Origin of the sequence: Roseofilum reptotaenium CS-1145, from assembly GCF_028330985.1 — a bacterium.
Classification (GTDB): domain Bacteria; phylum Cyanobacteriota; class Cyanobacteriia; order Cyanobacteriales; family Desertifilaceae; genus Roseofilum; species Roseofilum reptotaenium.
The window spans coordinates 17,401-32,229 of record NZ_JAQMUE010000086.1 but is presented as its reverse complement, the minus strand read 5'-3'; the positions used below and the strand labels follow the sequence as shown (position 1 = coordinate 32,229).

Below are 14,829 nucleotides of genomic sequence, written 5' to 3'. Positions count from 1 at the left end.
GGGACAGGGTGAGCGATCGATTTAAAGTGGGTATCGTATCAGCATCTATCCTTGTTACAATGGCGAGTTGAAACCCCTTAATCTAAACCGTTATGCCGAGAACCCAGCGCAACGATAACTTTATTGATAAAAGCTTTACGGTGATGGCAGATATTATTTTGAAGATTCTGCCCACGAGCAATAAATCCAAAACTGCCTTTGCCTATTATCGCGATGGGATGTCAGCTCAGGCTGATGGTGAGTATGCGGAGGCTTTGGATAATTATTATGAGGCGTTGAAGCTAGAGGAAGATGCCAACGATCGCAGCTACATCCTCTACAATGTAGGCTTGATCCATGCCAGTAACGGGGAGCATGACCAGGCGATCGACTATTATGAGCAGGCTTTGGACTTGAATGATAATATGCCCCAAGCCCTGAATAATATCGCCGTCATTTATCACTATAAAGGCGAACAGATCAAAGCCGAGGGAGATAATGAGAAAGCCGAAGCATTATTTGATATCGCCGCAGATTATTGGAACCGGGCGATTAAAATGGCTCCTAATAACTATATCGAAGCCCAAAACTGGTTGAAAAATACCGGGCGATCGCAAGGCGAAGTCTTTTTCTAAGTCTATTTTTTTCTGTCATCTTTCACAACCCTTATGCTCGACCAAGAACAAGTTCATAAAGTTGCCCATCTTGCCCGTTTAGCCCTGACTTCGGAAGAGGAAGCCCAGTTTAGTGGTGAACTGAGCCAGATTCTCGACTATGTGGAACAGCTCAATGAGTTGGACACCGAAGGTGTTCCCCCCACCACGCGGGCGATCGAACTCAGTAATATCACTCGCGAAGATTTACTAACTCCGGATGAGTTTCGGGAAGCCCTTTTAGACAACGCCCCCGATCGCGATGGCGACTTCTTTAAGGTTCCTCAAATCCTCAGCGAGTAAACTGCTGCTCTCATCCCCCAAGCCCCTTCTCCCCTGAAAAATGGCAAGGTTGGGGATGGGGGGATAGGGGGGGGTTAATCAGAGGATTGAAAGTTGACTGTTAAGGGAAAAACGGTTTACCCATTACCAATTACCAATTACCCATTACCAGCGCGAAGCGCTATTTAATCATGGTAAAAAACTTATGGAATCAGAGCGAAGCCGCTCAATATACAACAGATTTAGAACAAAGAGTTTATACCTCGCGCTTATTAGGAAAAGACCCTTCCCTCGTCCTCCATGGAGGCGGTAATACCTCCGTAAAAGTCAAAGAAACGAACCTCTTTGGAGAAAAAGAAGACATTCTTTACGTCAAAGGGAGCGGATGGGATCTGGCCACCATTGAAGCCGAAGGGTTTGCCCCGGTACGGATTCCCCACTTGCTGAAATTGGCACAACTAGAACAGTTGTCCGACCCGCAAATGGTCAATGAACTCAAAACCCAGATGACCCGTGCCAGCGCCCCTTATCCGTCTGTAGAGACGATTTTGCACGCCATTTTGCCCTACAAATATGTCGATCATACTCATGCGGATGCCATTATTGCGGTTACAAATACAGCCAATGGCAGAAAACGGGTAGAAGAGATTTATGGCGATCGCCTGATCGTCATACCCTACGTCATGCCCGGATTTGATCTTGCACGAGTCTGTGCCAGGCAATTTGCTCTAGAAGCAGGAGAGCATGCTCTCGGCATGGTACTCATGAATCATGGTATCTTTTCCTTCGGAGCCACGGCTCAAGAATCCTATGAACGGATGATTGAGCTAGTCAGTCAAGCAGAAAGTTATCTACAAAAACAAGGGGCTATTACTTCTATTCCTGAACAGCCTGTACCAGAACCTGCGCCCCTCAGTCATACCCTCGCCCAACTGCGCCATACCCTTTCCAAAACCACCCAATTTCCCGTCATTCTTAGCACCCACCGCAACCCCAAAACCCTCAGCTTCGCCCAACGAGAGGATATTCAACACATCTCCCAACAAGGCCCTGCAACCCCAGATCACGTCATTCGCACCAAACGGCTACCCCTAGTTGGGCGAGACATTCAAAGCTATGTGGAAGCCTATCAAGCTTATTTCCGCGCCCACGCCACCCCAGATTTAACCATTCTCGACCCCATCCCCAGAGTCATTCTTGACCCAGAACTGGGTATGTGTACTGTGGGCAAAACTGTGAAACAAGCCCATATCGTTGCTGACATTTACGACCATACCATCGACATTATCAGTACTAGCACCCAGCTCGGCGGCTATCAGGCACTCTCTGCCAAAGACATCTTTGCTGTCGAATACTGGGACTTAGAACAAGCCAAACTTCGCAAAGGCGGTAAACCGCCCCTGTTCACGGGTGAAATTGCCCTCGTCACTGGCGCAGCATCCGGCATTGGCAAAGCCTGCGTAGACTCCCTGCTCAAGCGAGGAGCCGCCGTTATCGGTTTAGATATCGATACCAAAATTGAATCCCTCTATAACCGGGCCGACTTCTATGGCATCACCTGCGATGTCACCGACGAAACCGCTCTTATTGCTGCTCCAGAACAAGCCGTACAGCGGTTTGGCGGCTTAGACATGCTCATCCTCAACGCTGGTATTTTTCCCGGAGGATGCCCCATTGCCGACCTCGATACTAGCGAATGGCGCAAGGTGATGTCGGTCAATTTAGATGCTAACCTTGCCCTCTTACGCCATGCCTATCCCCTGCTCAAACTTGCCCCCCAAGGCGGTCGAGTTGTCGTTATCGGCTCTAAAAATGTCCCTGCCCCCGGCCCCGGAGCCGCTGCCTATTCTGCTTCTAAAGCGGCTTTAAATCAACTCATGCGTGTTGCCGCATTAGAGTGGGGCAAAGACAATATTCGCCTCAACAGCCTCCATCCCAATGCTGTATTCGATACCGGTTTATGGACAGAAGATGTCCTCAATGCTCGTGCCGCCCATTATGGTTTAATCGTGGAAGAATATAAAACCAATAATGTTTTAAAAGTTGAAGTCGATAGCCATTCCGTTGCTGAACTGGCCGCCGAAATGTGCGGCCCCTTATTTGCGAAAACCACGGCTGCTCAAGTTCCTGTTGATGGAGGCAATGACCGAGTGATTTAAGACCAAGACTGATTTTAGGTATATTGATAGGTATTGGCAAAAGATAATCTAATCTCAAATCCTTAAATGCTTGCTAAAAATGCGTACTGTAGAGACAAGGTATACCTTGTCTCTACTCGGATTGTGATGTGTATCATAAATAAATAGATTTGATATAAAGAGTTGGATATTTCAGTGTTGGTAACAGAACATAATCGGTTGGAAATTGCGTATCAGCGTAATACCAGCCGGGCAATTTGCAATTTGAAGCAGCCGTTGGTTGACACAGATCAAAAGAGCAGTTAAAAATCGAAATTTGACCTGTGTTTAAAGAAGGCGATCGCCAATCTTCAACTCCCCATGACAAACACTCTGCATCAAAAACCTGGAGATGGATGGTCTCTAGACGAACGAAAACCCCAAGTCATTGAATCCTGGATGTCAGTTTGGGGCTGGTTTTATCAGTACTATTTTCGCGTACAAACCGAGGGTTGGCATCATATTCCCAGGGATGAACAAGTCCTGATCGTTGGCTCCCATAACGGCGGCTTAGTCTCTCCAGATATGGTTATGATGATTTATGATTGGTTTCGCCATTTTGGAACACAGCGCCTGGTTTATGGCCTAATGCACCGCCATATTTGGGAACTCAATCCGGCTTTGGCCAAAGAAGCAGTAGCTGTTGGAGCAGTTCGAGCTAACCCGAAAATGGCGATCGCCGCCTTCCAAAAAGGGGCCAGTGTCCTCGTCTATCCCGGAGGAGCGCAAGACGTTTTTCGTCCCCATTCTCAACGAAATCAAATCCAATTCGCCGGCCGTAAAGGATTTATTAAACTGGCACTGCGCCAAAACATCCCCATCATCCCTGCCATTTCCTACGGGGCCCATGATACCCTCATGGTTCTAGGCGATATTTATCCCCTGATGAAACAACTCCATGAATGGGGAATGCCTTGGGTTTATGACATCGATCCTGAAGTCTTCCCCATTTATCTTGGACTTCCCTGGGGAATTGCCTTTGGCCCCTTACCCCATATTCCCCTACCCATTCAGATTCATACCCGCATTTGTCAACCCATCCGCTTCCCAAACTACGGACGCAAAGCTGCCAGCGATTTTGATTATGTTGAGTCCTGCTATCAGCAAGTTCTTAGTACCATGCAAACCGAACTCGATCAACTCATCACCCACATCATCCCTTAACCCAACCACAACCCAAAATCGTCCCTATTGTTAACCCCATCATCAGCTTTTTGAGCAATTTTTCCTTCCTTAAATCAGTCAATCATAAACTTTTCATAAAAAATACATAATAATAAGCCAATTTCTAGTGATAAGATTGCCAATGAGTGCGCTTCGAGGGTTTGTCGTGATCCGTTCTGCGACTTTGGCAATTCAGCCAACGCTACCATCTGTCAATGAAAATAACCGCCTTCGGTTGTTTGCTGGCTCTGCTAACTTATTCTTGGCTCAAGAAGTCGCCCGCTATCTAGGGGTGGATCTAGGGCCAATGGTTCGTAAACGATTCGCTGATGGCGAACTTTATGTTCAAATTCAAGAGTCAATTCGCGGTTGCGATGTTTATTTGATTCAACCATCTAGCTCTCCGGTCAACGACCATTTAATGGAACTGTTGATCATGATAGATGCTTGTCGTCGAGCATCTGCCCGCCAAATTACAGCCGTTATCCCCTACTATGGTTACGCTAGGGCCGACCGTAAAACGGCTGGGCGTGAATCGATTACCGCTAAATTAGTGGCTAACTTGATTACCGAAGCTGGAGCCAGTCGTGTCTTAGCCATGGATTTGCATTCTGCTCAAATTCAAGGCTATTTTGATATTCCCTGTGACCATGTTTATGGTTCTCCCGTTTTAATTGATTATCTTTTAAGTAAGCAATTACCCGATCTGGTCGTAGTTTCTCCTGATGTCGGTGGAGTGGCGAGAGCAAGAGCATTTGCCAAAAAACTCAATGATGCGCCTTTAGCCATTATTGATAAGCGCCGTCAAGCTCACAATGTGGCTGAAGTGCTCAATCTCATTGGAGACGTGGAAGGGAAAACCGCCGTATTAGTTGATGACATGGTTGATACCGCTGGAACCATTTCTGAAGGGGCGAGAATGCTGCGCGAAAAAGGCGCAAGACAAGTTTATGCTTGTGCTACCCATGCCGTTTTCTCCGATCCAGCCGTTGAGCGTCTTTCTAGTGGCGTATTTGAAGAGGTGATTGTTACCAATACGATTCAATTGCCTGAAGATAAGTACTTCCCTCAACTGCGGGTGTTATCTGTGGCTAATTTGGTTGGAGAAACCATTTGGCGTATCCATGAAGATAGTTCCGTTAGTAGCATGTTCAGATAAGTTATCGTGCTGGTAATCGGTAATTAGTAAGATTTTGTAGGAGCAAACGGCTGTTTGCTCCTACATTTTTTTGGATAAAATCTGCTCAGTAATACCTTTTCTTGATCATGATGTGCTTAACAAGGAGTCTCATCTCGGTAATCTTAACTGATTTGATCTGACTACAGATACCCTAAAAATTCTGGGGGAACCACTCGTACTTGTCCAGATTTACAGGCACTAATATTGACCCATAAGGCAGTTTTACTGCGCTTTTTTTCATGGAACGTAAAACGATTTTGCTGATAAAACCTGGGGTCTACAAATTGGGCGCGATAGAGTTGGAGAATTTCGTGTCTGGGTTGACTCTGATAAGTAAATAGGCTTTCTATACAGCCTAGATATTCAATTTGGGTTAATTCGGCGTTTAATTCTTCCCGAAATTCCCGTTGAAGTGTTTCACGGCAGGTTTCGCCAAACTCAACACCACCTCCTAAGGCACGATAGAAGGTGTGGTCTTTATCCTGATCATAGCCTTCAGAGAGGAATAGGCGATCGCCGTCTCTAATCAAACCTAGAGCAATAACCCGAATTGTCGGCTTCTTCTTAGACATGATTGCTGCTATGCTAATACCGCTAATATTGCACAAACGTATCTTGGGTTTCTGGAATCGGCCAATCCGCGTTAACGCCACCCATAATCAGAGTTTCAATCGCTACATACTCCTGGCTAAGTTGCTGCAAAGCGTTAATCAGGACATCCAAAGCCAAAGCATCACTGGTTCCCAGATCAAACCAACAGCGTCCCCAATTTCCCTGATATTCTAAGTCTCCCATGTTATGCATTAACGCCATCAAGGAGCGATCGCCTTGTTGATCATCATAGGTCATATAACTGAGATCCAACCCTTCCTCTTGCACTTGCAGATTTTCCGCATTAAATCCACCCAACTTGCCTAAATAATACCAAGCATCAAAGGCTTCTTGCAGATACAGCTTTTCCGCATCACTGGGAACCGTGCTAAATTCCAGCCAGATCCAAACATCAAAAGGATTAAATTCTCGAAATAAAACGTTCATAAATCAATTCAAAGTTAAAAATTGTTAACCGTAGAGGTGGGTTTAGTCCATGACTCATTAACGGGACTTTAATAAAGATCAACACCAAATCAAGCCTAAAATAGCAAGTTATTATAACCTTATTTCATTATTTTTCTTGTTTAAGTCCCGATAAATGCTTATTTTTGGGGAAGAGTTTAAAGTTTATATTCCTTACATAGCATACTTTCTACCCTCTTTTTCACCCCTTGAGTATGGCAGTTTGTCGAAAGGTGGTTACCCATCTTAAGGAAAAATTTTAGATTGGGATGAGGCCAATCGCGATAAAACATGAATAAACGTTCAGATATTCAGGTTATATTTTCACAAAGGCAGGACGCTATGACAGAAGCCCATTCTCACTGCGGTTGTTGCAGCCACGATCACGGTCATCACCACGAAGAAGCCGAGTTTGACCTAAAAAAAGAACTGAAACCGATCTTGATCGCCACCATCCTATTTCTGATTGGCTTGATTTTCAACAAACCTTTACAAAACACCCCTTTTTCTCTGGGGGAATATGTTGTACTGCTTCCCGCCTACCTGATTAGTGGTTGGAGTGTGTTGACGACAGCAGGGCGCAATATTCTCAAGGGACATATCTTTGATGAAAACTTCTTAATGACCATTGCCACCCTAGGCGCAGTTGCCATCCACGAAATCCCCGAAGCCGTTGGCGTAATGCTATTCTTTCAGGTAGGCGAACTCTTGCAGGGATATTCCATTGGCCGTTCCCGCCGTTCCATCAAAGCCTTACTAGAAGTTAGACCCGACAGCGCCAATCTAAAAGTCAACGGTCAAATTCACCCAGTCTCACCAGAATCCGTCAACATTGGGGATATCATTCTGGTGCGTCCTGGCGAAAAAGTGCCCCTTGACGGTGAAATTCTCACCGGCAAATCCCTAGTTGATACTTCTGCCCTCATTGGCGAATCTGTCCCCCGCAGCGTTCGAGAAGGAGACACCGTTCTTGCTGGCATGATTAATCAGTCCGGAGTGTTGACTCTTCGGGTGACCAAGCGCTTCAATGAATCATCGATTGCTAAAATTCTAGAACTAGTAGAAAACGCCAGTAGCAAAAAAGCCGACACCGAAAAATTCATGACCCGCTTTGCCCGCTACTATACCCCGGTAGTGGTCTTTCTCTCCTTAGCAGTTGCCATCATTCCTCCCTTGCTCATTACTGGTGCAAGTCAGGCAGAATGGACGTATCGTGCCCTAGTGCTACTGGTCATTTCCTGTCCCTGCGGTTTAGTGATTAGTATTCCCTTGGGCTACTTTGGTGGTGTAGGAGGTGCAGCCAAGCGGGGGATTTTAGTCAAAGGTTCAACCTTTTTAGACGCACTCACCCAAGTGAAAACCGTTGTTTTTGATAAGACCGGAACTTTAACGAAAGGGACATTCAACGTCACCGATGTGATTTCTGACAACGGACTCACCCCCACTCAATTGTTGGAACTGGCCGCAACCGTCGAGTCTCATTCCAATCATCCTGTCGCCCAATCTATCCGTACTGCCTACGGAAAGCCCATTGATGAGACCAGGGTGCAGGACTATGAGGAAATTTCCGGACATGGCATTCGTGCTAAAGTCGGCAATCAGATGGTACTGGCTGGAAACGATCGCCTATTGCATCGAGAAAATATTCCCCATCAGGTTTGTACGGTCGAAGGTACGGTGGCTCATTTAGCTGTCGATGGTCAGTATACCGGACGCATTATCATTGCCGATGAGTTAAAAGAGGATGCAGCCGAAGCCATTCATACTTTACAGGCTCAAGGCATTCAAACCGCTATGCTCACTGGGGACTCCCAATCGGTTGCCGATCGCGCTGCCCAGAAATTAGGACTCAATCAATATAGGGCTGACCTCTTGCCAGAAGATAAAGTCAGCGCCTTAGAAGACTTTTTACATCAAGCCCATCGCACGAAAAGCAAAGTCGTCTTTGTTGGCGATGGTATTAATGATGCCCCTGTGATTGCGAGAGCAGATGTGGGCATAGCCATGGGGGGACTCGGTTCTGATGCTGCTATTGAAACAGCAGATGTGGTTATTATGACGGATGCTCCTTCTAAGGTAGTAGAGGCGATCCAAGTGGCTCATAAAACCCGCCGCATCGTGTGGCAGAATATCGTTTTTGCCTTGGCAGTCAAAGGCTTTTTCATTACTCTGGGAGCGATCGGAATGGCGAATCTTTGGGTAGCCGTCTTTGCAGATGTGGGGGTTGCCTTAGTTGCAATTGTTAATGCCAGTAAGTTATCGAGAGAGGAAGTTCTGCCGGGTTTTGTGCTGAATCTGCGGCGAGTTTGGGGTTAAGCTTTGAACTATAGTTGCAGATGTAATTACTACTAAGAATCTATTTTTAACCCCATATCTCCATCCCAGTCTGGAAAACTAGTAAACTGGGATGGAGTCTTATTCTAGTTTTTCCCATGTGTCATTCTGCCGTGCCTTCTACTCCAACCTAACCAACCATGAGTTTAATTGATAACATCACCGCTCAATGGACTGCCACTACCCCTTTTGGCAATAATAACCACTATCTCAACAACAACTTTTCAGCCGCAGGCAACCCTCTAGCTGGAGCCATTGATGGCGGGCCAGTTGAGTATAATGCATCCAATGGTACGGTAGTTGATCGTTATAATACTTTTGGTGATGGAGCGAAAAGCGCCCTAGAATTGGGCAGCTATATCTTCTTCACTGGAGATGATGCCCAAGGAATTCGGCGTATCGATAATGACTGGACTCTTCCTCTCACAAGTTATCAAGCCACAACAGAGCAAACTGAATCCATTACCACCGATGGCACGTATATTTATGGGAATGATGATGTTAACCGCGATCGCATCATCAAATGGTCGGTAACCAGTAATCCCACTGACTTTAGCCTAACTCAGCAATGGGCGCAAGATGTGGGCACTGGGGGACGGTTTCGCGGCATTAGCTACTTCGATCATAGTGCTGCGGCGGGGGATGAATACATCTACGCCAGCGATGGTGGCGGAGACGGGGGGTTTGCCGAGCGAATTTGGGCGTTTAATGCGGATAGCGGAACGCATACTGCCGTCAACTTTGGTGGGACTGACATTACTGTGCCGGGAACCTCGCCAGGGACGAGTTCTCCAGATCGAGTTTATCAGGCGATCGTCCACGAATATGATGGTCGGAAAACCTTAATCGCCGTCACCCTTAATGCAGTGCATGTTTGGGACATGGATAGTCCAACCACAGTCACCGCAGCGACTCCAACAGAAACCTACACCCTAGGTACAGGGAGCAACCAACTCCTCAATAATAGTTCTACTGCATTAGGTGGCGATTTTTATGGTGCAGGAGCAAGAAATGACCAGCTCTTTCTCCTACATGGAACCCAAGTCTCTGCTTATCAACTCGCACAAATTCCTGATATTGCCCTATCTTCGCCTACATTTGCTGCCAGCAACGTCCTCCCAGGCACAACCAACCATCCGCTGTATCAGTTAGACCTAGCCGTTACCACCGCCAACACCCAGCTAACCGGTGCAACCTTCACCACAGGCGGCAGTTATGTTGCCGCCGATATCGTGCCCAATAGCTTTGAACTCTTCTACTCCACCGACACCACCTTCGATGCAGGAGATACGTCCCTGGGAACCCAAGCCGTTGTCACCTCCGGCAATACCCTGGCTTTTACCGGACTCTCACAAACCATCAATAGCGGCAACACCGGGACATTATTCCTAGTCGCCGATATCGCCACGGGAGCCACTACTGGTAATACCATCAATATTGCTGCATCCACCCTGAGTGATATCACCTTTACAAGTGGGAATAAAACCGGTACACCTACGGCTGGGGGAATCCAAACGATTACATCCCCTCTGGTTATCTCTGAGATTATGTACGACCCTGCCAGCAGTGAAGATAACTGGGAATGGATAGAAGTTTACAACTCCGGCAGCAGCACCGTCGATTTATCTGGCTACGTCCTCGACGATAATAATAGTATCGCTCAGGGTTCCGCTAACATCGCCAGTGGTTCCATAGCTGCTGGCACGAGCGCCATCCTTTTCAACGACGATGACCTTGATGCCTCTGACTTTGAAGCCGCCTGGGGAACCGGCATCACCTTCATTGGCGTTACCGGTTGGAGTAACATCGAACTCAACAACACTGGCGAGACAGTCAGTTTATGGGATAGCTTTACCAGCTATAGCAGCGACCATATAGCTCATGCTAATGCCATTGAAACTGTTGACTATAGTAGCGCAGGCTTTCCCGATCCAACGGGAGCGTCCATTTATCTCACTAACCTAACCGCAGATAATACGGTTGGCTCGAATTGGGGAACCAGTACCGTTGGCGGCTCCACTCCCCTCGGTACAGGCTATCTCAGTGCTGATGCTGGCGGAAACAGTGGTAACGATATTGGCTCCCCTGGTGGCACGCTTTCTGCCGTAACCCTCTCCTCCGGCACTATTTCCGCCGCCAACGTCGCGCAAGGCACAACCAACCATCCCCTCTATCAACTCGACTTAGCCGTTACCACTGCCAACGCACAGTTAACCAGCGCTACTTTCACCACCGCAGGCACTTATGCTGCTGCTGATATTGTTGCTAACAGCTTTGAACTCTTTTACTCCACTGATACCATCTTCGGCAATGCTGACGATGCTTCCCTGGGAACTCAAGCGGTTGTTACCTCTGGCAACACCCTTGCCTTCACGGGACTTTCGCAAACCATTAATAGCGGCAGCACTGGTACACTCTTCCTCGTCGCCGATATCGCCTCTGGAGCGACTGCTGGCAATACCATCAATATTGCTGCACCTAACCTGAGCGATATTATCTTCACCTCCGCCAGCAAAACGGGAACCCTCAGCGCTTCCGGAGATCAAGCCTTCGACGCACTTCCCACCATCACTTCCATCACCTCTACCACCACCGATGGCACATTCGGAGTCGGAGGCACTGTCAACGTCACCGTCAACTTCTCGGAAAACGTCACCCTTGCGGGTGGCAACCTTACCTTAAATTTAGATAGTGGTGGAACAGTTATCCTCTCTCCCTTTAGCAGCTCCAACAGCGCATCAGGAAGCTACACCGTAGGCACAGGAGAAAACAGCACTGACTTAAACTCAACTGGACTAACCTTAGCGGGTGGCGCAACTCTGCAAGATACCACCGCAAATAACGTTACCCTCACCATTCCGGGGGGACAGTCTCTGGCGGATAATAAAGCTCTTGTCATCGACACCACCGCACCCACGGTAACGGTCGAACAGGCAGTCAGTCAAGGAGATCCTACCACCAATTCCCCCATCAACTACACGGTCACATTCAGCGAACCGGTAACCGGTTTTGCTACGGGAGATGTAACCCTGGGTGGCACTGCGGGAGCAACGATAGCCACGGTGACGGGTAGCGGCACGACTTACAATGTGGCGGTAAGCGGCATGACGGGTAATGGTACGGTTATAGGCAGTTTAGCCGCAGGAGTAGCAACCGACATAGCCGGTAATGCCAATACTGCCAGCACGAGTACGGATAATATGGTCACGTTTATCGCTAATAGTGCGCCGGTTGTGGACTTGAATGGGGGAGCCTCTGGTATAGACTATAGCGCAACCTTTACGAGCGGTGGGGGTCAAGTGGCGATCGTCGATAGTACTAACCTGACAGTGACCGATGATGGTGCTAACCTCACCAATGCTACGGTGAGCATTACTAACCTGCTAGATGGTGCGGATGAAGTCTTGAGTGTCGATACTTCTGGCACGAGCATCAGCTTTAGCTACAATACAGCCACGGGAGTGCTAAATCTCTCCGGTAGCGATACGGTAGCGAATTACCAACAGGTTCTCCGCAAAATAGTATACAACAACACGGCTGCCTCTCCCAATACAACCGCGCGAACCATTGAGTTTGTAGCCAATGACGGCAGCCTGAATAGCACCACAGCCACAACGACTCTTAACATTGCCCTGCCTCCCACCATAGAATTTTCAGCCGCCAGTTACACCAGCGCTGAAAATGTGGGAACCAGCAGTGCGATCGCCCTTACTCGCACAGGCAACACCACAAGTACATCGACAGTACAAGTTAGCCTGACGGGAGGAACAGCAACGGGTGGTGGAACTGACTATACGAGCAGTAGTTTCCCGCTAACCGTGACGTTTAATGCTGGAGAAACCAGCAAGACGATCGATATTCCGGTTAATGATGATAGCATCGATGAACCGGGTGCAGATGAAACGGTGACGTTTAGTGTGGCGAGTTTAACCAATACCACCATTGGCAGTCAAAATACAACAACACTGAATATCACTGACAATGACAATACTCCCAACCTATCGATAGCCGACGTAAGCGTCAACGAAAATGCCGGCACAGCCACCTTTACCGTTTCCCTTGATGCAGCCAGCGCCCAGACTATAACCGTAGATTATGCTAGTAGCGATGGGACGGCAGTAGCCGGAAGTGACTACACCAGCGCTAGTGGCACATTAACCTTTGCAGCAGGAGAAACGAGTAAAGATATTACCGTTAACATCTCCGACGACAGCTTAGACGAAAGTAATGAAACCTTCAGTGTTGACTTATCCAATGCTAGTAATGCCACTATCAGCGACGCTCAAGGTGTGGGGACGATAACTGATAATGATGGACAACCTAACTTATCCATCAGCGACGTAACCGTAAATGAAAATGCGGGTACAGCAACATTCACCGTTTCCCTTGATGCAGCCAGCGCTCAATCTATTACCGTAGATTACGCCAGTAGCGATGGGACGGCAATAGCCGGAAGTGACTACACCAGCGCTAGTGGTAGCTTAACCTTCGCAGCGGGAGAAACGAGTAAAGCAATTACCGTTAACATCTCCGACGACAGCTTAGACGAAATCAATGAAACGTTTACGGTTAATTTAACGAATGCGAGTAATGCAAGTATCGCTGATGCTCAAGGAAAGGGAACAATAACTGATAATGATGGACAACCGAGTTTATCCATCAATGATGTAACCGTAAATGAAAGGGCCGGAACGCTCACTTTTGCCATCTCCCTTGATGCAGCCAGTGCCCAAGATATTACTGTAGACTATGCCAGTGCCGATGGTACAGCCACAGCCGGAAATGATTACACGAGTACCACAGGTAGTTTAACGTTTTCAGCCGGAGAAACCCGTCAAGAAATTACGGTTAATCTGACTGAGGATAGTGCGGATGAAACGGATGAAACATTTACGATTAATTTAACGAATGCGACTAACGCTACTATCAGTGATGCTGAAGGTTTGGGAACCATTATGGATAATGATGTGGCGGTAGTAGCATCTCCATTTCCATCTCCATCCCCGTCTCTAGTAACTCCTCCTTCTTCACCTAATCCTCAAGTTCCGGCTTCTCCACCGTCGAATTCTCCCGTATCCTTAAGTTGCCCACCCTCTAATTCTCCTGTGGTTTTTCCAGCGCTGAATCTGACAGAAATTACACGGGAAGGAACTGTTTTTGCTGATATTTTGTTTGGCAATAATCAGAATGAAACATTTTTAGGGAGTGCGGATAATGATTGGGTCATTGCTCTGCAAGGCAATGATAACATTAATGGTGAAAATGGGGATGATTGGTTAATTGCTAATCAAGGAACAGATGTGATTGATGGGGGGTTGGGGAATGATTGGATTCATGGTGGACAGGGAAATGATGGGGTGCGCGGGGGGGAAGGAAATGATGTGATATTTGGAGAGAGGGGGAATGATATTGTAGAAGGTAATGATGGCAATGATTTTCTGTCTGGGAATACGGGAAATGACTTTCTCGATGGTGGTTTAGGGGATGATGTTGTCCATGCTGGACAGGATAACGATCGCCTGGCTGGGGGTGAAGGCAATGATACCTTGTTCGGTGATTTGGGCGATGATTGCATTCATGGTAATTTAGGAAACGATTGGCTGCTCGGAAATCAAGGAGATGATGATTTACGAGGACAGGGGGGACATGATAGCCTTTGGGGAGGTGAAGGCAATGATATCTTGTTGGGAGGAGTTGGGGATGATGTATTATTTGGGGATAGAGGCAACGATCTCTTTGTGCTGGCAATAGGAGAAGGAAGGGATCGCATCATAGACTTTTCCGCTGGCGATCGCCTCAGATTATCGACAGGCTTAACTTATACTCAGCTCACCCTAGCCCAAAATGGCGACAATACAATTATTTCTAGCAATAACCAGGTTTTAGCCATCCTAGAAAATGTAATGGTTAACACTCTAAACGAGAACCGCTTTTTCAATGTTGTTTAGGGGTAGAGCGACTTTCTTTCCTAGGGTTACCCTGTACTCTACAACAGTGCTGTATT

General features: G+C 47.4%; 9 protein-coding genes. 7 read left to right on the top strand and 2 right to left on the bottom strand.

Going from position 1 to position 14,829, the window contains the following annotated elements; all coding sequences use genetic code 11:
- Positions 1-92 precede the first annotated feature (92 nt).
- From PN466_RS19230 to PN466_RS19210, 5 genes are all read left to right on the top strand, one after another.
- Complete coding sequence (locus tag PN466_RS19230; protein ID WP_271942564.1) at positions 93-614, top strand: photosystem I assembly protein Ycf3; 522 nt, start codon at positions 93-95, stop codon at positions 612-614.
- A 33-nt stretch (positions 615-647) separates the two neighbouring features.
- On the top strand, positions 648-935 hold the full coding sequence (gatC, locus tag PN466_RS19225) for an Asp-tRNA(Asn)/Glu-tRNA(Gln) amidotransferase subunit GatC (RefSeq protein WP_271942561.1): 288 nt from the start codon (positions 648-650) through the stop codon (positions 933-935).
- A 170-nt stretch (positions 936-1,105) separates the two neighbouring features.
- Entirely contained in the window at positions 1,106-3,073 is a 1,968-nt protein-coding gene (locus PN466_RS19220; RefSeq protein WP_271942558.1) for a bifunctional aldolase/short-chain dehydrogenase, read from the top strand.
- 339 nt (positions 3,074-3,412) lie between these two features.
- Positions 3,413-4,255 (top strand): lysophospholipid acyltransferase family protein, encoded by an 843-nt coding sequence (locus PN466_RS19215; RefSeq protein WP_271942554.1) that lies wholly within the window; start codon positions 3,413-3,415, stop codon positions 4,253-4,255.
- A 142-nt stretch (positions 4,256-4,397) separates the two neighbouring features.
- Positions 4,398-5,414, top strand: coding sequence for a ribose-phosphate pyrophosphokinase (locus PN466_RS19210; RefSeq protein WP_278003152.1), 1,017 nt, complete (start codon positions 4,398-4,400; stop codon positions 5,412-5,414).
- Positions 5,415-5,575: 161 nt separating this feature from the next.
- Here PN466_RS19210 and PN466_RS19205 read toward each other — a convergent pair whose 3' ends face one another.
- Both PN466_RS19205 and PN466_RS19200 read right to left on the bottom strand, forming a co-directional pair.
- Positions 5,576-6,007, bottom strand: a complete 432-nt coding sequence (locus PN466_RS19205; RefSeq protein WP_271942552.1) for an NUDIX hydrolase — start codon at positions 6,005-6,007, stop codon at positions 5,576-5,578.
- Between the two features lie 22 nt (positions 6,008-6,029).
- Positions 6,030-6,473, bottom strand: coding sequence for a DUF3531 family protein (locus PN466_RS19200; protein WP_271942549.1), 444 nt, complete (start codon positions 6,471-6,473; stop codon positions 6,030-6,032).
- Positions 6,474-6,833: 360 nt separating this feature from the next.
- Between PN466_RS19200 and PN466_RS19195 the strand changes: the two genes are divergently transcribed.
- Both PN466_RS19195 and PN466_RS19190 read left to right on the top strand, forming a co-directional pair.
- Positions 6,834-8,807, top strand: coding sequence for a heavy metal translocating P-type ATPase (locus PN466_RS19195; RefSeq protein WP_278003155.1), 1,974 nt, complete (start codon positions 6,834-6,836; stop codon positions 8,805-8,807).
- A gap of 158 nt (positions 8,808-8,965) precedes the next feature.
- On the top strand, positions 8,966-14,773 hold the full coding sequence (locus PN466_RS19190) for a Calx-beta domain-containing protein (RefSeq protein WP_271942545.1): 5,808 nt from the start codon (positions 8,966-8,968) through the stop codon (positions 14,771-14,773).
- The last annotated feature ends 56 nt before the right edge of the window (positions 14,774-14,829 follow it).

Coding starts and splice junctions, on each gene's coding strand:
- PN466_RS19230 (WP_271942564.1), top strand. CDS start 93: ATGCCGAGAACCCAGCGCAACGATAACTTTATTGATAAAAGCTTTACG.
- gatC (WP_271942561.1), top strand. CDS start 648: ATGCTCGACCAAGAACAAGTTCATAAAGTTGCCCATCTTGCCCGTTTA.
- PN466_RS19220 (WP_271942558.1), top strand. CDS start 1,106: ATGGTAAAAAACTTATGGAATCAGAGCGAAGCCGCTCAATATACAACA.
- PN466_RS19215 (WP_271942554.1), top strand. CDS start 3,413: ATGACAAACACTCTGCATCAAAAACCTGGAGATGGATGGTCTCTAGAC.
- PN466_RS19210 (WP_278003152.1), top strand. CDS start 4,398: ATGAGTGCGCTTCGAGGGTTTGTCGTGATCCGTTCTGCGACTTTGGCA.
- PN466_RS19205 (WP_271942552.1), bottom strand. CDS start 6,007: ATGTCTAAGAAGAAGCCGACAATTCGGGTTATTGCTCTAGGTTTGATT.
- PN466_RS19200 (WP_271942549.1), bottom strand. CDS start 6,473: ATGAACGTTTTATTTCGAGAATTTAATCCTTTTGATGTTTGGATCTGG.
- PN466_RS19195 (WP_278003155.1), top strand. CDS start 6,834: ATGACAGAAGCCCATTCTCACTGCGGTTGTTGCAGCCACGATCACGGT.
- PN466_RS19190 (WP_271942545.1), top strand. CDS start 8,966: ATGAGTTTAATTGATAACATCACCGCTCAATGGACTGCCACTACCCCT.